Genomic DNA, 26,409 nt, shown 5'->3' with positions numbered 1-26,409 from the left:
TGAATGTAATGCACAATGTCTTCACCGGTAAGGCGGCCACCACGTAGTTCTGTGTTCGTGCGCTTTATAAATTCAGACAGTTGTTCAAGTTGCCGCTGTTGCAGCCTTGATGGACGTCCTTGAATAGGCTTATTGTCTAAACCATCAAGCCCATACTCTAGGTAACTAGAAACCCATTTATTCACACTACTTCTTGCAGTGTTTAGACGTTTTGCAATATCGGTTCGGCTATTACCCTCATAAAATAAAGACACTGCGAGCAATCGCATGCGTTTTCGTGCGTTTGGTTCTTTTCGAGAAAGCGCTAAAAGCTGTTCAGATATGTTTGAATTCAATGTTATTAGCCGGTGATTTTATATAGCCTATATTAGATCAGATATTTAAGCGGAATGGTATTATCTCAGGTGCGCCTTTTCGTACGGTTGTGGTGTCTGTGCCAGATGGAGTTACCTTTACAGGTGCTAAGCCAAAAGAATATATAAAAATAGCTGAAAGTGGCAACCAACGTGCGCAAGGGTTTTGTGGTAATTGTGGTACAGCTTTGTACGCGACTTCTGTCGGTGCAGGTGAACGTATTTATGGCTTACGTATTGGCGCCGTAGAGCAAGCTGATGAGCTCATCCCTAAAGCGCATATTTGGTATCGCTCACATAAACCTTGGCTCGATAACCTGAGTAATATGAGCGCCTTTGAAACCGCACCTAAATAGCTGCGGTTTCATATTTATTGTTGGCCGATGGTGATATTTCGACCACTTAAGTAACCAAATAAAGCACACAATAGGCTTGATGCCATACACAGCCAAAGTGCTCCCGCCCAGTTGTTGAAATAACTATGTAAGGCGCCCGCAATAATAGGGCCTGTGGCAGCCAATAAATACCCGATACATTGCGCCATACCCGATAACGCAGCGGCTTGCATTGAGTCATGAGTACGTAGGCTTACAAATGATAAGCCTAAGATAAAACAGGCACCTGAGCAAAAACCTAAGGTGACTGACCAAAGCATCGCAAAACTAGGTGCAACTAATAATCCAACAGAACAAAGCGCGCCAAGTAATGCCAAGCTTAGCGTTAAGATGCGTTGATCTTTTAATTTGGCAAGTAGTGGAATAAGCACAATACCTGGTAGCGCAGAGGCTACTTGAAAGGCGCCTTGCAAAGCGCCCGCGTGCTGCGCACTATGGCCACCTTCTATTAAAATACTGGGTAGCCAACCAAGCATGATATAAGTGAAAAAGGAGTTAAAGCCGAGCAATAAGGTGATTTGCCAAGCCAGTGCAGAGTGCCAAATTTTGTTTTGTGTATTGTTTGACACATATGCCTGTTTTGGCATGGTATGTTGCTTAAGTTGTGGTAACCACACCATAATAGCCAGCACAACCAGTAAAGCATAACTGGCAAGCGCCAATTGCCAGCCAAGTTCTTTGTATTCAGCGAGCGGAATGATGAGTGCTGAATAGCTGCCACCAAATATGCCCATCGCCAAAACATAACTCGACGTCATTACTGCCACTTTGTGTGGAAAGTCACGCTTTATTAGGCTTGGTAATAACACATTACCAATCGCGATACCGACACCAATTACTGCGGTACCAATAAAAAGCACGGTGGCAGAATCAATAACCCGAGAGACAACCCCTATACCTATGAGTACAAGGGCAATAAACAGTGATATTTCAAGGCCACACTTTTTAGCAAGACTTGCCGCCATAGGTGAGGCAATGGCAAACGCGATTAAAGGTAAAGTCGTCAACATGCCGGCTTGCGATGCATTTAACTGAAACTGTTCAATGATCTGTTCAAGTACCGGTGCAATGCCAGTGATCGGGGCTCGTAAGCTGGCTGCAATAAGAAAAATGCCCAGCACTAAAAGAAGGTTACGAATTAGATTTTGAGAAGATGTCACGCTGTTTAGGAGTAATAGCAAGAGGTACATTTATCATACCAAAACACGAAACAGCGTGGGTGAACTATGAGATAGCTCACCAAAAAATGCGGTTATTTAAAACTGATAACTTGCTGATAACATGGCATTGCGCGGTCTACCCGGAAAGTAGCGGTCGCCACTAAATGTGGTGTAGTCAGCGCGCTCTGCATAACGCTCGTCGGTTAAATTGTTTATTCGTGCCGTCACACTAAGGTTAGCTGTTAGCTGCCACGCCGCTCGTAAATTTACTAATGAGTGGCCTTGGTAACTATGCTGGTTTTCAGGATCAGTAAAGTAGCTGCTGGTGGTATGTAGCTCAAGACCAACACGTGTCATGTCGTTTGCTTGCCAAAGTAGCTGTAAGTTTGCGATGTTACGTGGAGCAGTATCAATGAGATTACCATTGATGTTAATCCCGCTGAGTACTTGGTCATAACTGTATGTATGTTTGGCGTGGCTCGCGGCTAATTGCATCGATAGACTTGGCGTAATGGCATAAGCTAACTCAAGCTCAACACCACGATGCTGAGTTTGGCCATCATTGACGTAATAAAAATCACTGTCGCGGAAAATGGTATTCTTTTTATTCATTGCATAAATGCTAACTACATAATGCAGCTGTGCTTGTTGACCTTTTAAACCAAGCTCTAGGTTTTTAGCTGTTTCAGATTTAAGATCTGCGACATTTTGTTCGCGTTGCAACTGATAAAGCTCTGCCGCTTGCGGTGCTCGATAACCTTCTGAAGCATTGGCGTAGATAAACTGGTTTTCAGCATATTGATAGCTTAAACCAAGCTTAGGTGAAAAGTTAGTAAAGCGATTTTCTCCGCTTTCTGGTCGAGAATAGCGACACCCACCCATGGCGCATGCTGTGCCATCTTCTTTTGTGCGGCCAGCCAACATATGGTTGTCGTAGTCATAACGCATACGCTCGTATCGACCACCCAGGCTGATAAGTAACTCATCAAGTTGCCAATCAAGGTTCACAAACGGTGCTAATAGGGTGCTTGTTACTTGATAATCATAATGTTTGCCTTGAGGCACGGTGGCGACTAAAAATGCTGAGCCTTGAGTGGGACTGTCTTGATATTGTAAAAAGTCAGCATCTGTAAGCTCACCATCAAAACCAACAGTTAACAGGCTAGAGCCGGTTAACTTGTGCTGCCAGCTTGATTGTATACCAACACCTTGCTGAGCATTTTCTTCAAGGGGAGTACCCGGTAAAAAATGCTTAAAGAAGGTCATGTCTTGGTCGCGGATATAAGGCGTTAGGGTAAAACTGTTAGCCTCATCTTGTGTCCAATTTAGCTTTGACCAAACACGCAAAGAGCGGGCTTTACGAAATGCATCAGGATCAAAATTAGACTGAGCTATTTGCTTATCCTTGTAGCTTTCAAAGCCCTCTATGTAGCCAGCTGTTTGTTGATCTAAATGGGTGTAAGTCAGGCCTGTACTTACACTTAGTTTTTCGCCATCAAAACGGTGACGTAGTGATAGCTTTTCTTGATCAACACTTTCGTCATTACGATAACCCGTATCTCGAGTAATAGTGGCATTAATACCTATACCTTGTTGGCCAAAATCACGACCCGCACCTAGTTTGTAGCGGGTGTAGCCAAACGAGCCGTAATCAAAACCAAGTTGGTTGTGGTTATAGGTTGTATCTGGAGTGATCACGTTGACTACACCATGTACAGCGTTTGAACCATAAAGTGCAGAACCCGGGCCTTTCAGTACTTCGATGCGTTCAGCCATTTCAGTGTGGGCTTCGAATAATTCATTGATGTTGCAAAAACCAGCTGCGCGAAGTGGAATACCGTCTTCGGCAGTAAGTAAGCCACCGCATGCACCTGCGCCAGAAAGTACAGGCGAACGTAAAGCGGGTAAATACTCTTGGCCGTTACCGTGTTGAAGATTAGCACCAGCAACCTGTTTAAGGGCTTGTTCAATGTGAGTTGGAGCGATAAGCGCCAGTTGCTTCTGTGAAATACTGCTGACCACTACAGGCAATGGATCTGCCAATACTTCGCTGCGTGATGCGGTCGTTGTAATATGTTCTAGCTCATTATTTGCAATGGCTTGTTGGTTAAATAATGAGGTGCCCACAAGCACTGAAAGTATCGACAACTTCATGAAAACCCTTTGGTTAGGTACAACAAAAACCAAAGGGTAACTGCTTTTTAGGATGGGTAAAAGCTTTCTCGATTAATAACTTTGTCTGTTATGCACTACGGCGATGTACGGCAAAACCTGCCAGTACTGCCACTAACCAGAATAAGCTACTGCCGCCACTGCCATTTCTGTGTGTGACATTGGCTACTTTTTCTTCTTTTACGCGGGTTTTAAATTGCGCTAATTCAGCATCGAGATTCGTGATCATGTCATCAACAGCGCCATTAAAGCTTGCCAGCGACTGCTCTTTAGCGACTTCATCGATGCCAATTGCTGTACTGCGTTGCTCTGCTTTATGAATACCTGGCGCGCGAAACAGCATTTTTCGGCTTTTCACGTCAAATACGGCAGTATCTACAAAGGTTTGTACTGAGTTCTCATTGCCCGGAATCACATATAAACCAACAATCGTTAGATATAAAAATGCAGCGTTATTTTCTAAGCTTTGCGACACTTGGTCGTATGAAACAAGCGCCATAATATCCACATCATATAATCGAGATACTTGTTCTAATGCGGTAAATCCCTCGCTGCCTTTTAAATAAGTACTTGGGATCACTTCAATACGGTCTATGTAGTCATATTGCATAAACTGCTTTTTAACTTTATTTAGCAGTGCGATTTCATCACCATGATGCAAGCCATCATTGTACTTGTTAGGAATAAAGGCAATCCCTACCGTGGCTGGTAAGTTCAAAGTTGGAATCGTTGCTTGGTGTGCAGCTCTATCTTGTTGGTCTGGGTAAAGGTACTCAACCAATGAACTTGATTGCGTTTTTTGATTGCCATATTGGCTCATCATGGCACTACAGCCCGTTAGTGCAGTAATACTAATGACCAAACACCATTTTAGAACATTCATAAATTATCCTTATTATGTTGTGAGGAAGCCTTTGTTTATGTTGCAAATATAACGACAAACGCCTCAAACGGAACTGTAACTCAGACTCGATTTTTCGTAAATAGTGCCAAAGAAGTTTAAAGAAATGTAAAGGTTAGCTTTCTAATGTGTTGATATGTAAACAGTTACGTTTTTAAATTGTAACCCTTCATCTATGATTCAGGCTAAAACGTTAGGCTTTTTATCAAGAGCAAACGTTGAGGGTCTCTTTTATGAATAAATTAATTACTATCTCAGTTGCTGTTTTAGGTTTGAGTTTGATACCTATGGAAGCAAACGCGAAACATGATCGTGACCACGATAGATACGAACATAAGCACGAACGTAAAAAGCATAAAAAACATAAAAAACACCACAAACATCACCATCATCATGACAGACATGATCGTTACGATAGATACGACCATTACAGCTACCGTGACTTACCACCCGGTTTATACAAAAAAGTAGGGTATGGTGGTGGCTTACCACCTGGTTGGTATAAGCGTTATCGCCATGGTGATATTCTTGACCGTGATATATATCGTCATGGGCGAGTGATTAAACGTCGCGACCGAAATGGCATTATTGCCATCGAAATCGATGACCGCCTTATTCATCTAGTACACGATACGCGAGAGATTTTATCAATCGTTACTCGCCATCGTTAATCCTGTGAAAAGCCGCTTAGCGGCTTTTTTATTAATTTTAATATATTGTTCAGACGTAAATGCTAGACTTGTAAGATAATAATAAATTTAACGAGGGAAGTTAATGATAATTACTTTAGGGGCAGTTGTATTCGCTTTACTGATAATTACCTTATTGCCATTTTCATATTCCCAACATTATTTAATTCGCAGTTGTGACTTTGTACGCTTGCAAGTGGTTTACCTTGCTTGTGCGAGTTTAATTGCTGCAAGCTATTTAATCAGTCGCACGGGCTCCGCGCCTTATATTGGTTGTGCTCTGGCGAGTATCGTCGTGTTGCTTTTACAAGTTGGCTGGATTTACCCTTACACAAGGTTCGCTAATAAAGAAGTTGCTTCAAGCAATAAAACCGATAAGCACAGTATTCGCATTATGTCGGCAAATGTACTGATGTCGAACAGCGAATATGACAAACTCATTGCTTTAGTTAACACGCACCAACCAGACTTACTCATTACGTTAGAGTCTGATCAAACTTGGCAGAACGAACTGAGCAGTTTAGAGCAAGAATACCCGTATCGAGTGTACTGCCCAAAAGATAATCGTTATGGTATGCACTTGTACAGCAAGTTTAAAATTAAACAACAGCAAGTTTGTGAGCTTATAGAAAGCGATATCCCCTCAATCCATATTTTGTTTGAAGATGCAGATGGCGTAGAAGTTCAAGGGCATTTTATCCATCCTGCACCTCCGAGCCCCACGGAAGAAGACAGCTCACGGCCGCGTGATACTGAACTAATTATCTTAGCAAAAGCACTTAAAAACAGACTGCGACCTTGTATTGTTGCAGGAGATCTAAATGATGTTGCTTGGTCGCGAAGTACCCGTTTGTTTATGCGTATTAGTGGCTTGTTAGACCCACGTAAAGGCCGCGGCTTTTTTAATACCTTTCATGCCAGTTATTTCTTTATGCGCTGGCCACTTGATCATCTTTTTCATAGTAATGAGTTTAGTGTTAAGCGTATTGAGCGTTTGGCAAAGTATGGCTCAGACCATTTTGCACTGCTTACAGAGCTTGTTTATAACCCCGATTCTGACAATCAAAAACAACAAGAGCAGATTGATAAAGAAAAAGCAGTGGATGAGTTAAAAATGCCAGCAGCCTCGAAGCAACAAGTGCCAATGTTTAATACCAACCCGCAATAATACTTAATCATTTTGAGGGATAAAACCTGTCGCTAACTGCGTTAAAAATTTCTCATTTAGAACAACTAAATAACGAAATTCTTGCCTTGTTATCAACGAGGTTTTATTGCCTCAAAATAGACTACTTAATTAAGCGGATTGGTATGAAAAGTGATAACCTTATTCAGGGCGGACAATTAGATATAAGAAAGGGCTCTAATGAGCCCTTAATAGTGATTAGTCGTTGACCATAATGGTTTTGATATTAACAAATTCTCGTAGTCCAAAACCGCCATGTTCACGGCCATAGCCACTGTCTTTTACACCACCAAATGGTAAGTTCGGTTGCGCAAGACCATAACCATTGATATTTACCATACCGGTGTCAAAGTGAAGCTTTGCAAGCTCAATGGCTGCTTGTTCATCTTTTGAGAAAATACCGCCGCCAAGACCATAGCGTGAATCATTAGCAATTTGCATTGCCTCAGCGTTATCTTTGGCTCGAATAAGTGATGCCACAGGGCCAAATAATTCATCGTCATAAGCGGGCATGCCCGGTTTGATATTTTCAAGCAAGGTCGGGGTGTAATAAAAGCCGGTGTGTTCAGCAACTTTACCGCCCGTGATAATAGTAGCACCTGCATTTACAGATTCAGTGACTTGCTGATGAAGCTGATCGCGCAGATCTTTACGAGCCATTGGGCCAAGCGTGGTTTTTTCATCGTTCGGATCGCCAAGAACAACTTGCTCAAACTGCTCTTTGATTAGAGCTTTAAAATCATCATATAAAGCATCAACCACAATAAAGCGTTTTGCCGCAACACAGGTTTGTCCGTTGTTTATCAAACGACCTTGCGTACATGCGGTAATCGCCGTATTTAAATCAGCGTCATCAAGTACGATGTATGCATCGTTACTGCCTAATTCGAGCACGGTTTTCTTAACCTGTTTAGCTGCTCGCTCTGCGACTTTTTTGCCTGTGCCATCGCTGCCAGTAAAGGTTACACCACGAATCGCTGAGTGATCTATTAGTTCGCTTGCGGTTTTACCGTCAATGAGTAAGTTCTTAAAGCAATAATCGTCAAAACCAGCCAGTTTAAATAACTGTTCAATCTTTTCGGCCATGCCAAATACATTACCCGCATGTTTTAGCACTGTGGTGTTACCTGCCATAACATTTGCGCAAGCATAGCGAATGACTTGATATAGCGGGAAGTTCCATGGTTGGATACCAAGTATTACACCAATTGGTTGGTAACTAATAATTGCATGTCCGTCTTGCATATCTCGCTTTTCATCGCCAAGCACTTTTGGTCCCTGCTCAGCGGTATAACGACAAATTGCTGCACAAAGCTCAACCTCCTGAAGGCCCTGTTGGTAAATCTTACCCATTTCATCGGTCATTAGTTGTGCTAATTCTTGTTGATTAGAATCAATTACTTGTGCAAGTTTATTAAGTAATTTTGCGCGGTGCTCATGGGATGTAGTGCGCCATTTTAAAAATGCTTGATGACATTGGTCAACTTCACTCTGTGCTTGTTGCAGTGACAATAAGTTATAAGTCTTGATCGTTTGTTCATTAGTTGGATTGATTGTAGTAACAGTATCAGTCATCATTATCTCCTTACAAAGTTGTAGGAGCTAGTCTGCAAAGCTAATACCTATTTTTTGAGTTTTATAGCTTATTGTTTTAGAAGACTTTTATTTTTCAGTTAGCCTTTGAGAAGCTTAAACTCTGTAAAAACTGCATTAGGTTGAAAAACTTACAAGGAATATGTAATGACAAATTCTGTGTTAAAAACTGAACTTGCGATTATTCAAGCGCCGATGGCGGGTGTGCAAAATGCTAAACTGGCAGTCGCTGTGTGTGAAGCTGGAGGGCTTGGTTCTTTACCTTGCGCTATGCTCTCAGCAGAGCTGCTAAAATCAGAACTTGATTATCTTAGCCAGCATACTGATAAGCCTTACAATCTTAACTTTTTTTGTCATCAAACACCCGACTATACCCTGGCTCAGCAAACGGCTTGGCATAATCTGCTTACACCTTATTTTGATGAGTTTGCTGTCGATGTCTCACAATTTACCCGTAATGCTTCGCGCCAGCCAATTAATCAACAAATAATAGATATTATCGCGCCTTACACGCCTGCCGTTGTAAGCTTTCATTTTGGTCTACCAAGTAGAGAGATTGTTTCTCAAATAAAAGCGTGGGGCGGAACGGTTCTTTCATCAGCCACAACGTTAGATGAAGCGCGTTGGTTACAAGCAAATGGAGCCGATGCGGTTATTGCACAAGGGATTGAAGCTGGCGGCCACCGCGGCCATTTTTTATCAATGGATTTATCGCTGCAACCAACCACTGCGCAATTAGTGCGAGAATGTGTAGAGCTTGATATACCTGTTATTGCAGCAGGTGGAATTTGCACGGCAGAAGATGTCGCCCAATACCAAGCATTAGGTGTCGCAGCAGTGCAGGTGGGGAGCGCTTACTTACTTTGTGAAGAAGCGACAACAAGTGCTTTACATCGTGAAGTATTAAAAACGGTTGCGCCAGACTCAACTGAATTGACGACCTTATTCTCTGGTCGTCCAGCACGAGGTATTAGCAATCGAGTCATGCAAGAGTTAGGAGCTATGCCAGAGCAAGCGCCGCCTTTTCCGTATGCGTCGATTGCGATGACCGCATTACGTGCAAAAGCTGAAGCCAAAGGCGATAGTGGTTTTTCACCACTTTGGTGTGGTGAGCGCTTTATTGTTAGAGAAGGTATTAATGCTCAGCAAATTACTGAACTACTAATGCAAGGTTGGCAATCTTGAACGATGCTCAGTTACTTCCTCTTGGTGATAGCTACCATCAGTTAGCTTGTAAATTTCGTAATAAACTTGCTGGGCAATGCACAATTAAGCGATACGCCAAGGGAGATATTTTATTACAGCAAGGCGATGAGCAAGATGCGGGTTACTTAATTATATCAGGGGTGCTTGGTGCATTACATGCATCATCGCAAGGCACACAAAAGTGTAAAGAGTTTTACTTTCAAGATGAGTTTGCACTGCTTTATGGGAACTGGTTGACTAAAACCCCTGCGCTCTATCAACTCAAAGTAATACGTGATGCTGAGCTTATTAAGGTGCCTTTGGTTTTATTTGATAGTACTGACTGGCAAGCAATTAAATATCAATTAATTAGTCAGCAATTATTGTTTAAAGAAGCAAAAGAAGCGTTTTTATTACTCAATACGCCAGAGCAACGTTATCAATATTTATTAGATCAAAAACCGCACTGGCTTGAGCAATTAAGCTTAAACGATGTTGCTATGTATTTAGGGATTTCAGCGATTTCTTTATCGCGAATTAGACGGCGTCTTAACTTAAGTTAAGGCGCAGCAAAACAGTGATCATTACACTGCTGATTTTTCAGGAGTCGTTATGTTTATTTTATCTCAGTGCTTAGTTGCCATTGCCACATTACTTGATTTGGCTTCTTTTCAGTTTAAACAAAGACAAGCTATTTTAGCTTGTTTGTTTAGCTCGGTATTACTGACATCAGTGCATTTTATGCTGCTTGATAATTTCAGTGCTGCAAGCTTAATGTTGATTGCAGCACTACGTTATGGCTATTGTATTTTTGCGCGCAAAACTTGGGTGATGATAGCGTTTATGCTTTTGAGTATTAGCGCAGTACTATTAACATTGCATAGCTGGGTTAGCTTTATCGCACTGGCAGCAACGTTAATGCAAACCTATGCTTCATTCCAAGGCAAAGATTTTACCTTACGCCTGTTGATGATTGTCGGCACTGTGTGCTGGATAGTTCACAATTTATTAGCGTTTTCACCACTAGCAGTGGTAATGGAAACAGTGTTTTTAATGAGTAATTTAGTGGGCTTATGGCGTTTTTATGCTAACCCTAAGCCCGCTTAAATTTTATTTAAGACTTACCTAGCATGCGGCTCAGCATGCCATCTTTGTCAACAAACTGGTGTTTAAGTGCAGCAGCAACGTGTAAGGCTAAAATCACCACGATAATGAGCACAGAACTGTGGTGCACAAAGCTGCCTGCATCTGCAAGCCAAGGTGTTTTTTCTGGTGCGCTCAATAGCTCAAACTCAAAGAAGCTAATTGCACGACCGCCCGCATAGCTCATGATAAATCCAGATAACGGCATAGCTAGGGTCGCAAGTAATAATAAGCCATGAGTGAGGTGAGCAATTACGGTTTGCCATTTAGGCATGTCAGATGTTGCAGGTAATGCGCCTTCTTTTATGCGCCAAATAAGCCTTGCGATGGCAAAAACTAATACTACTAAGCCCATTGATTTATGCCATCCCATATAAGTAAATTTAGCGGGTGGCTCGGCAAAATCAGCAACATAAATGCCCATCGCAAATACGCCGATAAACAAAATGGCAACGGTCCAATGTAACAGGATGGTTGGCTTAGAAAGGGCAGCTACTTTACTCATGGTTGACTCTCATAATTGGCTTTAATTATAAGTATAGACTGCCCCAATAGCTGAGGGTTGCGTAAAGTAATGTAAAAAACTTAAAGAGTGTCAGCAATCAGCTTTAATAAAAAGGTCTCGCGCTGAATCGATAAGCCCTGTTTTTCACTCATTGCCATGGTGGTTTCGTTGTGTGCGATGGCATCAAATATATTCACCCACTTAGGTTGCATGCCATTTTGCACTTCGTAGTGCTCCATTTTTGGGTCAGCAAATTCATCGCTTATTTCACAAAAGTAGCAATAAGATTTGATATGAACACAGTCAAAGTCGTCTTTGTACCAAGGTCTGATTTCTTCGTATAAGCCTAGTGAATGCTTTATTTGAATTTGTTGTGCGCCTGTTTCTTCATGAAGTTCTCGCAGGAGCCCTTGCTCAATACTTTCGCCTTTATCAACCCCGCCACCCGGTAAACTGTAGTCATCATAACGAGCGGTGTATAAAAGTAGTATTTGTTCACCTTTTAAAACAATGGCGCGGGCAGTGTTACGAATAAATACAGTGCCGTAGTCGTTTCCTAAACTTGGGTGAATAACTTTTCTTAATAACTTCATATGATTACAACTTAATAACTTAAAATAAGTACAGCTCAGCTTAATTTTGAGTAGGCAATAATAACCCGTTTCTAGTATTTTTCTCACTTTTTACCCTAAAGTGGAACTAAATGCAGTAATATGGTCGTAATTTGAATTCAATTAGTATCTAACGCGCTTTATTTTATTTTTATTGGAACTAAGCGTAGAATGATTAAAAAAGCTTATGGAATAAATATGTTAAACGTACTTTTAGTTGATGATGACAGTGAGTTTAGTGATGTAGTTTGTCACATTGTTGAGTTCCTCGGGCACAATATAAATACCGCAGCGAACCTTGCTGAAGCTGAGCAATGGTTTGAAAACAACACGTTTGACCATGTTTTTTTAGATTTTATGTTGCCAGATGGCAGCGGTCTACATTTGCTTGAGCACTTAAAAGCAATCGGTCAATCGCCTCGTGTTACGTTAATTTCAGGGCATCCTTCAGTAAAGGGTAAGTTGGCTGAAATGTGTGAGCCTAATGTTGGTCACCTAGTCAAACCATTACAACGAGAAGATATAGAACGGGTACTCAACCCGAAAAAAGCAAGCCCTAAGAAAAAAGCAACGCCAGCTATAAAGCGCCACTTTGGCACCTTAATTGGTGAATCTGAGGTGATGCAAAAGCTTTACACTATGATTGAGCGTGTTGCAGCAACTTCTGCCAATGTAATGTTGATGGGGGAAAGTGGTGCTGGTAAAGAAGTGGTTGCTCAGGCAATTCACAACGCCACTGAGTGTGATGGCCCTTTAGTAGCAACTAACTGTGGTGCATTTTCTAAAGAGCTGATTGGTAGCGAACTTTTCGGCCATGAAAAGGGCGCATTTACAGGCGCTATTGCACGTAAAGAGGGGGTGTTTGAGCAAGCTGCTGGTGGTACTTTGTTTTTAGATGAAGTGACAGAAATGCCCATTGATATGCAGCCAAACTTACTGCGTGTACTCGAAAGTAAAAAAGTAACTCGAGTGGGTGGAACCAAAGAGCAAGCGGTAAATTGCCGCGTTATTTCTGCAACCAACCGCACCTTGACCGACCTTGCGCAAAATAATGTTATTCGTGAAGACATTTACTTTCGTTTAGCGGTATTCCCTATTGATATTCCACCGCTTCGTGAGCGCAAAGAAGATATTCCATTGCTTGCCAATGCTTTTTTAGAGCAGCTTAATGATGAAAACGGCACCGACTTTAAATGGCAAGCAGCGCAAATCAAAGAACTTGAGGCCCATGATTGGCCTGGTAACGTGCGTGAACTTCGCCATGCTATACACCGTGCCTTTATTATGAGTGACCCTAAAGGCTCCGTTATTACTTTACCTGATTCGTTAGAATCACCGTTTTCTAAAGTGAATAAAGAGAGCCAAGCAAACCAAGTTGTTGCAGGGCAAACCATTGAAGAAGTTGAAAAAGAATTGATCCACGCGACTTTAGATAAAGTACAAGGTAATAAGACGATTGCTGCGCAAATGCTGGGGATCAGTACGAAAACACTTTATAACCGTTTAAATGCTTATGGGGGCATTGGCGAATACAAATAACTAAGGATAGCTATGAGTAACAACGAGTCTTTACGAAAAATGGTGCACGATGCTCGTGCACCGCTAAACCGTATTTCGATGAATGCAGAGTTAGTTAAGCTCGTATTAGAAAATGATATGCCTAAGCAAAAAGCGCTCGAGGCATTAGATAAAATAATTACAAACTGTCAGCAGTGCAGTGAACACTTACAAGAAATAAGTGACACTCACGCAGCAGATTGAGCACTCATTGATTGGGAAGCAAATGCAAAAACAAAAAGGAAAAATAGCGGTCAGTTGGGCTGGCTTTATTGCCGTGGTGCTGTGTATCGTGGTGGCGAATGCTTTTTTAGCCCTCAATAGCATTCGCTCTCTAACAGAAACACAAAGTAGTCTTGATAATACTAACTCACTTAATACTGCAATAGAGCGGCTACATTTATCTGTAGTACAGGCTGAGTCAGGTCAGCGAGGTTACCTTCTTAGTGACCGAGAAGATTATTTACTGCCTTACAATGATGCTATCGCTTCAATGCAAGCGCAGATCATGCTTGTGAAAAGCTTGCATTCAGAAATTCCCGGTCAAGCAGACCGCATTGCTCGTTTAATTCATTTAGTAAACGATAAAGTCGCAGTGATGACTAAAACCACCGATCTGGCTCTTGCAAATAAAGACGTGAAAGCTCGCCGCTTGTTATTAACAGACCAAGGTCGTGATTTATATAAAGATATTCGCGCTGGAGTTGATGAAATTCAAATGCGTGAGCTTAATTTTAAAATAGAGCAGTTTGCAAAGCTCTCACAAATTAAAAACGAAGCGAAGTTAACATTTGCGATTACTGCAGTGACAAGTGCTTTACTGCTTATTGGTATGTTTGTGTTAACCCGTATCAACATACGCAATCAAGCTAAGTACCGAGCTGACCTTGAAAAACAAAACGAAAACTTGGCGGCAAAGGTTGCAGAACGTACGCAAGAGTTAACCATCTATTCAGATGAGCTAAGTCGCTCAAATAGAGAGCTTGAAGACTTTGCCTTTGTTGCAAGTCATGATTTACAAGAACCACTGCGTAAGATTCAAGCCTTCAGTGACCGCCTTGAAAAGATGTTTAAAGATGAGCTCGGCGAAAAAGGGGTTGATTATATTAATCGTATGAAAAATGCCGCTCAGCGTATGTCTAATTTAATCAATGACCTACTTGAATTCTCACGCGTAACCACTCGTGGTAAGGACTTTGTTGATACAGATTTGAATGAAGTCGTTGCAGAGGTACTTGATGATCTTGAAATCGCAATAAAAGAATCTGAGACCACGGTTAACCTCGATACCTTACCGCATATTCAAGCAGACCCGAGTCAAATGCTACAGTTGTTCTTAAACATTCTGTCGAATGCAGTAAAGTTTAGACGTGAGAATGTTGCGCCTGTCATTGATATTGCATATCAGCGAATTTCAGAATTTAGCGAAGTTCATCACACTGATGTAGAGTGGGAAGTTATTACAATTTCAGATAACGGAATTGGCTTTTCAGAAGAATACCTAGAAAAAATATTTGTTCCGTTCCAGCGGTTACATGGCCGTTCGCAATACAAAGGCACAGGCATAGGACTATCGGTTTGTCGCCGTATTGTGGAGCGCCATGGCGGAGAAATAACAGCAAGTAGTCACGTTGGTGAGGGTGCAAGCTTCACTCTTAAATTACCCGTGGAAACATCGCTTTTCACACTACAAGGAGAGGCGTAATGCCACTTAATAAAGTTAAACCAATAACCATTTTAATGGCTGATGACGACGAAGATGATCGTTTATTAACCCAAGATGCATTGGCCGAAAGCCGTGTATTAAACGAGTTGTTTTTTGTTGAAGACGGTGTAGAACTGCTTGAATACCTTGAGCGTAAAGGCAAATTTAGTGAAAAAGAAAGCTCACCGCGCCCGGGCTTGATTTTACTCGATTTGAATATGCCGCGTATGGACGGCCGTGAAGCTTTACAAGCAATCAAAGCTAACCCTAACTTGAAGGGTATTCCGGTGGTGATTTTAACTACATCAAAACAAGAAGAAGATATGGTTAAAGGCTACGACTTAGGGGCTGCATCATACATTACTAAGCCAGTTACTTTTGAAGGTTTAGTCGAGTTAATGCAAACATTAGGGAAATACTGGGTAGAGTTTGTAGAGCTGCCAACACCACAGAACGATTAATTCCAATTTGCGATAATATTTTATTAAGCAAATTGCTATAAGGAATAAGAATGTTAGATAAGGTAACCCGATTACTCTTAGTAGAAGACGACGAAGACGATTATATTCTTACTTGCGACTACCTAGAGCAATTAGGTTCCCATACATTCGATGTTGAGTGGTTAAGTTGCCCTGAACAGGCCATCAGTGTGCTGAGCGAAAACAAGCATGATATTTGTTTGTTAGATTATCGTTTAGGTGCCTCTGATGGTTTAGAAGTGCTAAAACGGGCCGTTGATAATGGTTTTCGCGGTCCGATTATCATGCTTACCGGGCAATCAGATGAAGCTCTCGATTCTGCAGCGCTTGATGCCGGTGCGGTTGATTACCTTGTTAAAAACGAGATGAACTCTAGCCGTTTTGCCCGCGCTATTCGTTATGCGTTAGCACGACGAGATGTTGAAGATGAGCGTGTTGAACGCTTAAAAGCTGAAGCAGAAAACCGTTCTAAAGACCGTTTTTTGGCGCATTTAAGCCATGAGTTACGTACGCCCCTGTCATCCATCTTGGGTTATACCGAGTTACTAATGCAAAGTGGTAAGAACCAGCATGCCCAAAACGAGCTGGGTGTGATTTACCGAAATGGTAAGCATCTTCTGAGCTTACTTAATGATGTGCTCGACCTATCAAAAATTGCTGCTGATAAACTTGAGCTCAATTGCAGTGATGTCAATTTAGATAGCCTAATGGCGGACGTTTATACCTTAATGCGCGTCTCAGCGGTTGATAAAGGCTTAACACTTAAATTTGAATCTCAGCAAGCCTTACCTTTAGTTGTCAACACAGACGCGACGCGGTTACGCCAAATCCTGATTAACATCATCAACAATGCAATTAAGTTTACTAACCAAGGCGAGATCACAGTGCGTGCTTGGACTGCTTGGGTTAATGAGCGCGAAATGCTGTTTTTTAGTATTAAAGACACAGGTCTTGGAATCCCAGCCGAAAAACAAGCTTTGATCTTTAAACCATTTGAACAAATTGCTGATGTAGAATCCCGAGATGTCGGTGGAGCAGGGCTTGGCCTTGCCATTTGTTCTGAGCTACTTAATCGAATGCAAGGCTCAATTGAGCTTGAGTCTACGCAAGGTGTGGGCTCAGAATTTACCCTTTCTATCTACCCGGGCAACATTCGTGATGTTGAGCGCCAAGTACTGCGTTTTGATTCAAACCCAGATTGCCAACAAAAATTAGCCACCCTTGAAACCAGTGGTCGGGTATTAGTGGTCGACGACTTAAAAGATTTACGTAACCTAGTAGGTCATATGATCACTATGACCGGTGCTGAAGTGGAATACGCAGAACACGGTAAACAAGCTATTGAGAAAGTCGCTAATGCAGAACAAGCGGGTGAGCCTTTTGATATTGTTTTTATTGATTTGCATATGCCGGTTATGGGCGGTAAAGAAGCCACTATTGAACTTCGTAAAATGGGTTATCAAGGGCCAATTATCGCGCTTACTGCGGCCACTATGAAAGGGGTGAAAACTGAGTTAAGCGCACTTGGTTTTAACGATATGATTGCCAAGCCGGTTGATTCTGGGTTGCTTTACCAAGTGCTTAATCATTATATTTGCGAAGGCAATACTGCACCTGTGGTTGAGCAAGACGACAGCCCTGAAATGACCAACCAGAGCACGCGTTATTTATTGGTTGAAGACGACAGTGATGCGGCACAGATTACCCAATTATTGCTTGAAAGCTTAGGTGTTGAAACTGTCATAGCGCCAAGTTGTGCTGCGTGTCTTGAGACACTGAGTGACGACCAAAATTTTGCTAAAGTATTACTGGATATGCATTTGCCTGATGGTGGAGGGCTAGATTTAGCAAAAGAAATTAAACAGCGCCACCCGGACTTAAAATTAGTCATTGTAAGTGGCGCAGAACCAGAGCCAGAAAGAATTAAACAACTTGATATAGAACAAGTGCTGTTAAAACCGATTAATCTTGGCTTGTTATCCGAGCTTATTGCTGACTAATTGAATGCCTGACTACAAGTTCAGGTTCAAATAGCGTTTGTAACGGCGGTGTTTGTTTTTGATAAACTTGGTTTAACACCCAGTCAGCAGCCATGCGGCCCATTTCATTTATGGGGTAATTAATGGTGGTTAATTGTGGGTAAACGTGACGGGTGAAAAACACGTTATCGTAGCCCATAATCGACAATTGCTTAGGTAACGTTAGCCCTAAATCACGTGCGCTTGCCATGGCACCCACTGCCATTTCATCATTAGCACAGATAAGCGCCGTGAATGGATGCGTTTGTTGATGAAGCGCTTTTAACCCCTCATAACCGCTCGCTTCCATGAAATCACCTTGAAATAAGAGGTTTTCATCAAACTCAAGGTTAAACTCAGCCAGCGCTTGTTTGTGGCCTTCTAGGCGGTCTTTGGCATCTTGCTTCCAAGCTGGTCCACTGATGTAGGCAATGTCTTTATGACCTTGTTCTAGAACATGTTTAGTCGCTAGATATCCGCCTTTTATATTATTAAGCAAAATGCAGCGGTCACTGAGTTCGCTGATATAGCGGTTGATTAGTACAAACGGAGTACGGCCTTTGCTAAGTTTAATTAGGTAGTCGTCGCTGACAGCTTCAACATGCAAAATAAGCGCATCGCAGTTACGGCTAATTAAAAATTCAATCCCTTGTTTTTCTCGTTCTTCATCACTGTGACCTGCAGCAATAATCAGGTGTTTGCCTTGATTACGAAAGGTATTTTCAATGCCGCTCATCATAGGCCCGTAAAATGGACCTTGTAATTCAGAGACCAGTAGACCAACACTGTTCGAGCAATTTGATGCCAGTGACTGAGCAATTGAGTTAGGTCTATAGCCAAGCTCATCCATTGCGGCAGTGACCTTTTTACGTGTTGCATCACTGACATTTGCATTGTTGTTCATTACTCGCGAAACGGTTGCAAGAGAAACGCCTGCAAGTTTCGACACCTCGTAAATGGTGGCCATGTTATTCCTTTTTAAACAAAGTTATGGATGCTTTTTTAACGATAAATCGGCACTGATCCGCTCAACCGTTTGATTATCAAGAATATACCTTTTCATGATAAATGCGACAAGCATACTACCTATTGCTGGGTAAAGGGTAAATGAAATTAAGATACCCGAGAGCGTGTGTTCACTGAGTTCGGTATTGGCTTCATAGCCATAAAATGCCAATAACCAACCTGCAATGGCACCGCCAAGAGCAAGGCCAAGCTTAATAAAAAAGACCACGCTTGCGTAGACTAGGCCTGTTAGCCTTTCACCGGTTTTCCATTGCCCATAATCTATGGTGTCGGCCATTTTTGCCCACAGTAACGGAGTTGCCATTTGCGTGAAAAAACACCACAAAAAGTACACCGCAAAGGCAAGTGCAAGTTGTTCGCCCGGCAACCAAAACGCCACGCAACTAATTGCCGCAGAGATGTATTGCAAACGAATATAGGCCGTTTTCTTATCAACGCGTTTACTAAGAGGGTTTGCACAGGCACAGCCCAGAATATTACCTATCATGCCGATGGTAACAAAGTAGGTGACCAGCTCAGCTTCACCAAGCACATATTTTACATAGTAAATGGCAAGGGTGGTGCGCAGTACCATACTGGTTAACAGCATAAATGCGGCAAAGCACAATACTTTAAATGGGCCATTTTGCCATAGCGTATTCATGCGGGTTTTCCAGCTCAACGATGAGGTGTTATGCGCTGCTACGCGCTCTTTGGTAAAGCGAAAACAAATTAAGAATAAGATCACACCTAAGCCGCTCATCAGGGCCATCGTGAGTTGGTAGCCCGTGGCGTTATCACCTTTGCCAAGCCAGTTTACCAAAGGCAAGGTACAGGCACTGACAATTAAGCCGCCCAGCATACCAAACACAAAGCGATAAGATTGAATGGATACTCGCTCTTTAGGGTCGCCACTTAATACCCCACCTAACGCTGAGTAAGGAATGTTAATCGCGGTGTACACCAGCATCAGCAAAGTGTAAGTGACAAAGGCGTAAATGACTTTGCCTGACTCAGGTAGATCTGGCGTGGTGAAGGTGATCATGCTGATCACCCCAAATGGCAAAGCGAGCCAAAGTAAGTAGGGGCGATAGCTTCCCCACCTAGTGCGAGTTGAATCGGTTAAGGCTCCCATTAATGGGTCGGTGATGGCATCAACGACTCTCACCACCAAAAACAAGGTGCCAACAATCGCGGGTGAAATACCAAATATATCAGTATAGAAAAAAGTTAAAAATAACATCACCGTTTGAAAGATGATATTACTTGCTGTGTCGCCTAATCCGTAGGCTATTTTTTCTCTTTTTGTCAGCATGTGTGTTCTCGATTGTTGTTATTTTTATCGCTGTTTGAGTAGCGCGCGATATTGTTTTGCGCTTTCTTTTAAAATGCGTTGTTGGCTTTGGTAGTCAATATAAACTAACCCAAAGCGCTTTTCGTAGCCATAGGCCCACTCAAAGTTGTCCATTAAGCTCCACGCAAAGTAGCCTTGAATATCGACGCCTTGGCGAATTGCATCACACACTGCATTTAAATGAGTGTGATAATAATCTACGCGTTCTATGTCGTTCACTTCACCATTTTCTAATGTATCGGCCATGGCTGCGCCATTTTCGGTAATATACATTTTTGGTAAATCATATTGCTGATGCAATGATACTAAAAGCTCTGTTAAACCTTGTGGGTAAACTTCCCAACCCATATCGGTAACACGAACATCCGTAAGGCTTGCTTCTTCAAACCAGCCATCAGCGGTATTTTTGTAGTGTATGCGGGTATAATAGTTAACGCCAATAAAGTCGACGGCTTGACTAATAATCGCCATATCGCCAGCAATAATAGTTGGTTTAACTTCATCTGCTAAATCATTCAGTAAAGAAGGGTAAGCACCCTCTAAAACCGCTTTGATATACCATTGATTATGATATTGATCGGCAAGTTCTGCGGCTTTTTTATCATCTTCGGTTAAAGGATACGTTGGGCTGAAGTTTAATACGATACCTGCTTCTGTGCTTGGGCAGTTTTTACGTAATACTTGCATAGCAAGGCCGTGGGCGAGTAGTAAGTGGTGCGCTGCTTGTCGGCCAGCTTGTTGTGATTTTATGCCAGGTGCATGTACACCCACTTCATAGCCTAAGTAAGCGCTACAAAATGGTTCGTTCAAGGTGGCGAATGAATCAACCAAATGGCCTAAATGTTGAGTAACAAGTTCGGCATAGTCTTTAAATTTATAGGCTGTTTCGCGATTTAACCAGCCGCCATTATCTTCAAGGTATTGAGGTAAATCCCAGTGATATAAGGTGACATAGGTTTTAATGTTACGCGCTTTTAAAGCCGTTAATAACTGAACATAAAACGCCATACCTTGCTCGTTAACCGAGCCATCTTGCTGCATGACCCTTGGCCACGAAATAGATAAGCGGTAAGCATCGACAGCCAAATCTGCAATCATCTCGACATCTTGCTGCCAACGTGCAACATGGTCACAAGCTACATCGCCATGGCTTTGGTCAGCAATAGCGCCAGGCTTTTCGCAAAATGTATCCCAGATACAATCAAGGCGCTTATCGCGTGCCCCTTCAATCTGGAATGAAGCTGTTGCCACACCGAACGTGAACTCGGGCTTGAGTAAAGATGAATCTGGTAACAGTGAAATTGATTTATACACAGTAGATACTCGTCCTTCGGGTTAAGTGTAAGGCTTAGTAAATTAGAGCTTAGACTCAGTTGTAAGCGCTTACAATTTTTCTGCAAATAAATTGCTAAATATGATTTATATGTTATAAATGTAAGCGCTTACATTTAATGTTGCAACATATTTCGCTATTTGCTGTTAGTGATTAAGTATTAAACCTTGCTGTAACAAACTGATAAATATAATTAACTAGAGAAGAAAATTATGGCTCATGTTTCAACCCCTGTGTCGGCTGCTGCAAGCCAAGCAGATATGCCTAAGCAGCACTTTGCGCTGGCATCATTGACCACATTATTTTTTATGTGGGGATTCATAACCTGTCTGAATGACATTTTAATCCCTTATTTAAAAGGTATGTTTTCACTTAACTATACGCAGGCTATGCTCATTCAATTTTGCTTCTTTGGTGCGTATTTTGTGATGTCGATCCCTGCTGGAAAGTTGGTCAGTCGTATTGGCTACCAGTTTGGTATCGTGGTTGGCTTAGTGGTCGCAGCCATGGGGTGTGCGCTGTTTTACCCAGCTGCGGTTGCCCATGTGTACGAATTATTTTTACTAGCCTTGTTTGTCCTTGCCTCGGGCATCACGATTTTACAAGTATCTGCCAATCCTTATGTAAGTGTACTTGGTCCGCAAAAAACAGCATCTTCGCGTTTGACTATGACACAAGCATTTAACTCGTTAGGAACCACGGTTGCACCAATTTTTGGTGGTTGGTTAATTCTATCTGAGGTTAGTCAAGCCACCGCAGAAGAAGTGAAACTCCCTTATTTAATGTTGTCGTTAAGCTTGTTGGTACTTGCGGTTATCTTTGCATTTTTAAAACTGCCAAAACTAGGTAAAGAAAGTGATAGCGAAGCGGCACATCAAGATTTAGAAGATTTTGTTGATTTAGGCAGTGTTTGGCGTTACCGCCACCTCATTTTAGGTGCTGTAGGTATTTTTGTGTATGTAGGGGCAGAGGTGGCGATTGGTAGCTTTTTGGTGGGCTTTTTGACCCTAGATAACATTGCTGGTTTACCAGAAAATGAAGCTGCGCATTATATTAGCTACTACTTTGCAGGAGCCATGGTTGGCCGTTTTATTGGTGCAGTTGTAATGCAGAAATTTAATGCAGGCAAGGTGTTGGCATGCCATGGCTTGTTGGCGGTATTGTTAGTATTGATTGCTATGACGGGTGAGGGCAGCCTTGCTATGTGGGCAATTTTGCTTGTGGGATTATGTAACTCGATTATGTTCCCAACCATTTTTAGCCTTGCTTTACACGGCCTTGGCAAATACACCTCAAAAGGCTCAGGCATTTTATGTTTAGCGATTGTAGGGGGGGCGATTATTCCATTACTACAAGGCGTATTAGCAGATTCTATTGGCGTGCAAATGGCGTTATTCTTACCAATCGCCTGTTATTTATATATTACTTACTTTGCGCTGGTTGGCTCAAAAGTATCAACTCAGACTTCATAGGTGCAAAAAATGAAATTGAAAAAAACATTCACTCTCTGTTCGTTAATGATGGCAAGCGTCAGCATGCTAGGTTGTACTGGACAAGATAAGGTGACCAACGTGAGCACTGAGCAAGAAATTTGGCCAAATATCGAAACGGGCATTGCAGCAAATCCAGAAATGGAAGCACAAATTGCGAAAATGTTGGCAAATATGACCCTTGAGCAAAAAATTGCGCAAATGATCCAGCCAGAAATTCGCGATATAACCGTTGAAGATATGCGTAAATACGGCTTTGGTTCTTACCTCAATGGCGGTGGCGCATTCCCTAATAATGATAAACATGCCAGCGCTGCAGATTGGATTGATCTTGCTGAAAAAATGTATCAAGCCTCAATTGATGACTCGCTCGATGGCAGCTCAATTCCGACTATGTGGGGTACCGATGCCGTGCATGGTCACAATAACGTAATTGGTGCGACATTATTTCCACATAACATTGGTTTAGGTGCAACAAACAACCCTGAGTTAATCGAAAAAATTGCCGCCGCTACCGCGCAAGAAGTGATGGTAACTGGTATCGACTGGGTATTTGCACCAACTGTGGCTGTTGTTCGTGACGACCGTTGGGGCCGAACTTATGAAGGCTATTCTGAAGACCCTGAAATTGTAAAAGCGTATTCAGCAGCCATTGTTAAGGGGTTGCAAGGTGCGGTTGATGACGACTTTTTATCTGATAAACGTGTGATCAGTACGGTTAAACACTTTTTAGGTGATGGCGGCACAGAAGGCGGTGATGACCAAGGTAATAACACGGCATCTGAGCAAGAGTTATTTGATATTCATGCGCAAGGTTATGTAGGCGGCTTAGGTGCGGGGGCGCAAACCGTAATGGCGTCATTCAACAGCTGGAATGGTGAAAAAATTCATGGCAGTAAATACCTACTTACCGACGTGCTAAAAGATAAAATGGGTTTTGATGGTTTTGTTGTTGGTGACTGGAACGGCCACGGTCAAATTCCGGGTTGTACTAATGGCAACTGTGCGCAGGCTGCAAATGCGGGTCTTGATGTGTACATGGTACCGACAGATGCATGGAAACCACTTTACGAAAACCTTATTAAGCAAGTTAAAAGTGGCGAAATTGCACAAAGCCGTATCGATGATGCAGTAACACGTATCTTACGTGTAAAAATGCGCGCAGGTTTGTTTGATAAGCCAAGCCCTGCCAAGCGTCCGCTTTCAGGTAAAACAGAGATCATTGGTAGTGCAGAACATCGCGCAGTTGCAAAACAAGCAGTCCGTGAATCACTAGTACTACTGAAAAATAAACAACAGTTGTTACCGCTATCAGCAAATGCAAATGTATTAGTTGCCGGCCAGGGCGCAGATAACATTGGTATGCAGTCAGGTGGCTGGACAATCACATGGCAGGGTACAGGTAACGAAAATAGTGACTTCCCGGGTGGCTCTTCAATTTTTGATGGGATCAAAAATACAGTTGAGCAAGCAGGAGGTCAGGTTCAATACAATGTGAATGGCGAATTTGAATCTAAGCCAGATGTCGCGATTGTGGTGTTTGGTGAACAGCCGTATGCAGAAGGTAATGGTGATTTAGATAACCTTGAATACCAACGTGGTAATAAAACTGATTTAGCCCTGCTTAAAAAGCTAAAAAAAGCCGGTATTCCTATGGTGTCGCTATTTATTAGTGGCCGCCCAATGTGGGTGAATGCAGAGTTGAATGCTAGTGATGCGTTTGTCGCAACTTGGTTACCAGGCAGTGAAGGTGATGCAATCAGCGATGTTATCTTTAAAAAGCAAGATGGTTCTATCAATCATGACTTTAAAGGTAAGTTATCGTTCTCGTGGCCAAATAACCCGGTAGGTAACCAAAACCGTGGTGATAAAGATTACGCGCCACTATTACCTTATGGCTTTGGTTTAACTTACCAAGATAAAAATACATTAGCAGATGACCTTAGCGAAAAATCACAAGTTGCCGCTAAATTAGAAGACTTAGTATTATTTGAACGTGCCGTAAAAGCACCGTGGTCACTGCAACTACAAAGTGGTTCTGAGCAACAAGCCATGACCAGTAGCCGTGCAGCCCTTAACGCTGTTAGCGTAAAAACCTTTGATAAAGACGTACAAGAAGATGCGCGCGCAATCAGCTTTAATGGTAAAGAAGCGGCTGCGGTTCGTTTAATGGCTGCGTTCCCATCGGATTTACGTTCATACGTTGAAAAAGCGGGTCAACTGCAAATGCAGATTAAGGTAGACCAAGCTGCTGATGCGCCGCTAATGCTAGGTATGCAATGCGGTGAAAACTGTGACGGCCAATTTGATATTAGCAAACAGCTTAAAGCAGTAAATGATTGGCAAATACTAACGGTAGATTTGAGCTGCTTTGCAGAGCAAGGTGTGCAGCTTGGGCAAGTATTCTCGCCTTGGCAATTAGCCACTGAAGGTGCATGGCAAGTATCAATTGCTAAACTATCAGTAACGAGCGTGCACACCGAGGACGCAACAGTCTCATGTCAGTAAAATCGTATGCTGTTATTTTGCTAACAGGTGCGCTTAGTGCCTGTCAGCAAACCCCTGCGCCTGTCAAAGCCAGCCTAGGAGAAGGCTGGCAGTTAGTTTGGCAAGACGAATTTTCGCAAAATGATCTCGACCTAACTAAGTGGCAACACGAAGTAAATTGTCGAGGTGGCGGTAATGATGAGCAGCAATGTTATACCGCGCGTAGCGAAAACAGTTTTGTTAAAGATGGCCTATTGCATATTGTTGCTCGCCAAGAGCAATACACTGGGCCATTGCATAATAGCGATGAAGTGAGTAGCGATGCTGAGCGAGAAAAACAAGCGACTCAGCCGTTCACTTCTGCACGTTTACGCACTAAAAACTTAGCTGATTGGCGATACGGCCGGTTTGAAATTCGCGCTAAATTGCCAGCAGGGCAAGGTGCGTGGCCAGCAATTTGGATGTTACCGACAGATTGGCGTTATGGTCGCTGGGCATCATCAGGCGAAATAGACATCATGGAAGCAGTTAATCTAAAGACTCTCACTGATGACAAAACAGCGCCAGCTGGCAGCCTTGAAACGCGCGTACACGGCACCTTGCATTACGGTGGTCCTGCACCCAAAAATGTTTACAGCGGTACGCCGTACCGTTTCAGCGAAGCTAATAACCCGGCTGATAACTTTCATGTGTATGCCCTTGAATGGCAGCAAGATGAAATTCGTTGGTATGTTGATGATGTTCACTATGCGACATTTCGCCATGACCAGTGGTATTCAAAATCACAACAACAAGACGGCTCGTTTATAGAAAATACCGGCTTTGCTCCGTTTGATCAGCGTTTTCATTTACTGCTTAACTTTGCAGTAGGCGGAAACTGGCCTGCAAATGTGAATGATAAAGGCGTTGATTTTGCCGGTTATCCTAAGCAAATGCTGGTGGATTACGTACGTGTTTTTCAATGTAGTAAAAATACTGAAACAGGTATCGGCTGTGCAACAACACAGCCATCAGCAGCACTAATAAAGGGTAAGACCAATCCGCAATAGTACTTATTTAAGCGGATTGGTATCAGTGAATTATGAACC

General features: G+C 42.4%; 24 protein-coding genes. 14 read left to right on the top strand and 10 right to left on the bottom strand.

The annotated features are described in order from the left end of the window. Nucleotides 1-269 (bottom strand): helix-turn-helix domain-containing protein (locus tag IMPJCBKJ_RS00655; protein ID WP_166338170.1); only part of this gene is annotated, 269 nt, incomplete at its 3' end. A 95-nt stretch (nt 270-364) separates the two neighbouring features. Here IMPJCBKJ_RS00655 and IMPJCBKJ_RS00650 point away from each other — a divergent pair. Then, nucleotides 365-709, top strand: a complete 345-nt coding sequence (locus IMPJCBKJ_RS00650; protein ID WP_166338173.1) for a GFA family protein — start codon at nt 365-367, stop codon at nt 707-709. Nucleotides 710-723: 14 nt separating this feature from the next. Here the strand turns inward: IMPJCBKJ_RS00650 and IMPJCBKJ_RS00645 are convergent, their stop codons facing one another. The 3 genes from IMPJCBKJ_RS00645 to rhlP all read right to left on the bottom strand — a co-directional run bounded on the left by IMPJCBKJ_RS00645 (nt 724) and on the right by rhlP (nt 4,963). Next, nucleotides 724-1,938: an MFS transporter gene (locus IMPJCBKJ_RS00645; protein ID WP_054552624.1), complete on the bottom strand. Its 1,215-nt coding sequence runs from the start codon at nt 1,936-1,938 to the stop codon at nt 724-726. Between the two features lie 66 nt (nt 1,939-2,004). Further along, the gene (locus IMPJCBKJ_RS00640) at nt 2,005-4,062 is read right to left on the bottom strand and encodes a TonB-dependent receptor (protein ID WP_166338168.1); all 2,058 of its coding nucleotides are present in this window, start codon (nt 4,060-4,062) and stop codon (nt 2,005-2,007) included. An 88-nt stretch (nt 4,063-4,150) separates the two neighbouring features. Further along, nucleotides 4,151-4,963 (bottom strand): rhombotarget lipoprotein, encoded by an 813-nt coding sequence (gene rhlP / locus IMPJCBKJ_RS00635; RefSeq protein ID WP_166338166.1) that lies wholly within the window; start codon nt 4,961-4,963, stop codon nt 4,151-4,153. Nucleotides 4,964-5,214: 251 nt separating this feature from the next. Between rhlP and IMPJCBKJ_RS00630 the strand changes: the two genes are divergently transcribed. Both IMPJCBKJ_RS00630 and IMPJCBKJ_RS00625 read left to right on the top strand, forming a co-directional pair. Continuing rightward, the gene (locus tag IMPJCBKJ_RS00630) at nt 5,215-5,652 is read left to right on the top strand and encodes a hypothetical protein (RefSeq protein ID WP_138600342.1); all 438 of its coding nucleotides are present in this window, start codon (nt 5,215-5,217) and stop codon (nt 5,650-5,652) included. Between the two features lie 103 nt (nt 5,653-5,755). Further along, nucleotides 5,756-6,838 carry an endonuclease/exonuclease/phosphatase family protein gene (locus IMPJCBKJ_RS00625; RefSeq protein ID WP_166338164.1) on the top strand — a complete coding sequence of 361 codons (1,083 nt, stop codon included), beginning with the start codon at nt 5,756-5,758 and terminating at the stop codon, nt 6,836-6,838. A 216-nt stretch (nt 6,839-7,054) separates the two neighbouring features. On the opposite strand, the gene IMPJCBKJ_RS00620 is transcribed toward IMPJCBKJ_RS00625, so the two are convergent. Beyond that, nucleotides 7,055-8,431 (bottom strand): NAD-dependent succinate-semialdehyde dehydrogenase, encoded by a 1,377-nt coding sequence (locus IMPJCBKJ_RS00620; RefSeq protein ID WP_166338163.1) that lies wholly within the window; start codon nt 8,429-8,431, stop codon nt 7,055-7,057. A gap of 165 nt (nt 8,432-8,596) precedes the next feature. Here IMPJCBKJ_RS00620 and IMPJCBKJ_RS00615 point away from each other — a divergent pair, with 165 nt between their 5' ends. From IMPJCBKJ_RS00615 to IMPJCBKJ_RS00605, 3 genes are read left to right on the top strand one after another with little or no spacing between them, the layout of a single operon-like run. Further along, complete coding sequence (locus IMPJCBKJ_RS00615) at nt 8,597-9,634, top strand: nitronate monooxygenase (protein ID WP_166338161.1); 1,038 nt, start codon at nt 8,597-8,599, stop codon at nt 9,632-9,634. Next, nucleotides 9,631-10,197 carry a Crp/Fnr family transcriptional regulator gene (locus IMPJCBKJ_RS00610; RefSeq protein ID WP_054552616.1) on the top strand — a complete coding sequence of 189 codons (567 nt, stop codon included), beginning with the start codon at nt 9,631-9,633 and terminating at the stop codon, nt 10,195-10,197. Before IMPJCBKJ_RS00615 ends, IMPJCBKJ_RS00610 begins: the two co-directional genes overlap by 4 nt. A 49-nt stretch (nt 10,198-10,246) precedes the next feature. Next, nucleotides 10,247-10,741, top strand: a complete 495-nt coding sequence (locus tag IMPJCBKJ_RS00605) for a YgjV family protein (protein ID WP_138600352.1) — start codon at nt 10,247-10,249, stop codon at nt 10,739-10,741. 7 nt (nt 10,742-10,748) lie between these two features. On the opposite strand, the gene IMPJCBKJ_RS00600 is transcribed toward IMPJCBKJ_RS00605, so the two are convergent. Together IMPJCBKJ_RS00600 and IMPJCBKJ_RS00595 are read right to left on the bottom strand one after the other, a co-directional pair. Next, a complete protein-coding gene (locus IMPJCBKJ_RS00600; protein ID WP_054552614.1) occupies nt 10,749-11,282 on the bottom strand; it encodes a cytochrome b in 534 nt (177 codons plus the stop codon). 80 nt (nt 11,283-11,362) lie between these two features. Further along, entirely contained in the window at nt 11,363-11,875 is a 513-nt protein-coding gene (locus tag IMPJCBKJ_RS00595) for an NUDIX domain-containing protein (RefSeq protein ID WP_054552613.1), read from the bottom strand. A 216-nt stretch (nt 11,876-12,091) separates the two neighbouring features. Between IMPJCBKJ_RS00595 and IMPJCBKJ_RS00590 the strand changes: the two genes are divergently transcribed. From IMPJCBKJ_RS00590 to IMPJCBKJ_RS00570, 5 genes are read left to right on the top strand one after another with little or no spacing between them, the layout of a single operon-like run. After that, nucleotides 12,092-13,432: a sigma-54 dependent transcriptional regulator gene (locus IMPJCBKJ_RS00590; RefSeq protein ID WP_054552612.1), complete on the top strand. Its 1,341-nt coding sequence runs from the start codon at nt 12,092-12,094 to the stop codon at nt 13,430-13,432. Between the two features lie 12 nt (nt 13,433-13,444). Next, complete coding sequence (locus tag IMPJCBKJ_RS00585; RefSeq protein ID WP_054552611.1) at nt 13,445-13,654, top strand: histidine kinase; 210 nt, start codon at nt 13,445-13,447, stop codon at nt 13,652-13,654. Nucleotides 13,655-13,676: 22 nt separating this feature from the next. Next, the gene (locus tag IMPJCBKJ_RS00580; protein ID WP_138600356.1) at nt 13,677-15,155 is read left to right on the top strand and encodes a sensor histidine kinase; all 1,479 of its coding nucleotides are present in this window, start codon (nt 13,677-13,679) and stop codon (nt 15,153-15,155) included. Beyond that, the gene (locus IMPJCBKJ_RS00575) at nt 15,155-15,616 is read left to right on the top strand and encodes a response regulator (protein ID WP_054552609.1); all 462 of its coding nucleotides are present in this window, start codon (nt 15,155-15,157) and stop codon (nt 15,614-15,616) included. The genes IMPJCBKJ_RS00580 and IMPJCBKJ_RS00575 overlap by 1 nt, the downstream gene beginning before the upstream one ends. A 50-nt stretch (nt 15,617-15,666) precedes the next feature. Beyond that, on the top strand, nt 15,667-17,634 hold the full coding sequence (locus tag IMPJCBKJ_RS00570) for a response regulator (protein ID WP_166338159.1): 1,968 nt from the start codon (nt 15,667-15,669) through the stop codon (nt 17,632-17,634). Here IMPJCBKJ_RS00570 and IMPJCBKJ_RS00565 read toward each other — a convergent pair. Genes IMPJCBKJ_RS00565 through IMPJCBKJ_RS00555 form a run of 3 tightly spaced genes read right to left on the bottom strand, consistent with a single transcriptional unit; the run spans nt 17,621 to nt 21,325 of the window. After that, a complete protein-coding gene (locus IMPJCBKJ_RS00565; protein ID WP_138600360.1) occupies nt 17,621-18,619 on the bottom strand; it encodes a LacI family DNA-binding transcriptional regulator in 999 nt (332 codons plus the stop codon). The genes IMPJCBKJ_RS00570 and IMPJCBKJ_RS00565 overlap by 14 nt on opposite strands. A 21-nt stretch (nt 18,620-18,640) precedes the next feature. Beyond that, nucleotides 18,641-19,972 (bottom strand): glycoside-pentoside-hexuronide (GPH):cation symporter, encoded by a 1,332-nt coding sequence (locus IMPJCBKJ_RS00560; protein ID WP_166338157.1) that lies wholly within the window; start codon nt 19,970-19,972, stop codon nt 18,641-18,643. A 24-nt stretch (nt 19,973-19,996) separates the two neighbouring features. Continuing rightward, nucleotides 19,997-21,325, bottom strand: coding sequence for a GH1 family beta-glucosidase (locus IMPJCBKJ_RS00555; protein ID WP_166338155.1), 1,329 nt, complete (start codon nt 21,323-21,325; stop codon nt 19,997-19,999). A 231-nt stretch (nt 21,326-21,556) separates the two neighbouring features. Here IMPJCBKJ_RS00555 and IMPJCBKJ_RS00550 point away from each other — a divergent pair, with 231 nt between their 5' ends. Genes IMPJCBKJ_RS00550 through IMPJCBKJ_RS00540 form a run of 3 tightly spaced genes read left to right on the top strand, consistent with a single transcriptional unit; the run spans nt 21,557 to nt 26,370 of the window. After that, on the top strand, nt 21,557-22,816 hold the full coding sequence (locus IMPJCBKJ_RS00550; protein WP_166338153.1) for a sugar MFS transporter: 1,260 nt from the start codon (nt 21,557-21,559) through the stop codon (nt 22,814-22,816). A 9-nt stretch (nt 22,817-22,825) separates the two neighbouring features. After that, a complete protein-coding gene (locus tag IMPJCBKJ_RS00545; protein ID WP_166338151.1) occupies nt 22,826-25,342 on the top strand; it encodes an exo 1,3/1,4-beta-D-glucan glucohydrolase in 2,517 nt (838 codons plus the stop codon). Next, complete coding sequence (locus IMPJCBKJ_RS00540; RefSeq protein ID WP_166338149.1) at nt 25,333-26,370, top strand: glycoside hydrolase family 16 protein; 1,038 nt, start codon at nt 25,333-25,335, stop codon at nt 26,368-26,370. The genes IMPJCBKJ_RS00545 and IMPJCBKJ_RS00540 overlap by 10 nt, the downstream gene beginning before the upstream one ends. The last annotated feature ends 39 nt before the right edge of the window (nt 26,371-26,409 follow it).

The organism is Pseudoalteromonas sp. MB47, from assembly GCF_011319765.1.
GTDB classification, from domain to species: Bacteria; Pseudomonadota; Gammaproteobacteria; order Enterobacterales; family Alteromonadaceae; genus Pseudoalteromonas; species Pseudoalteromonas simplex.
This window is presented reverse-complemented; position numbering and strand designations above follow the sequence as displayed.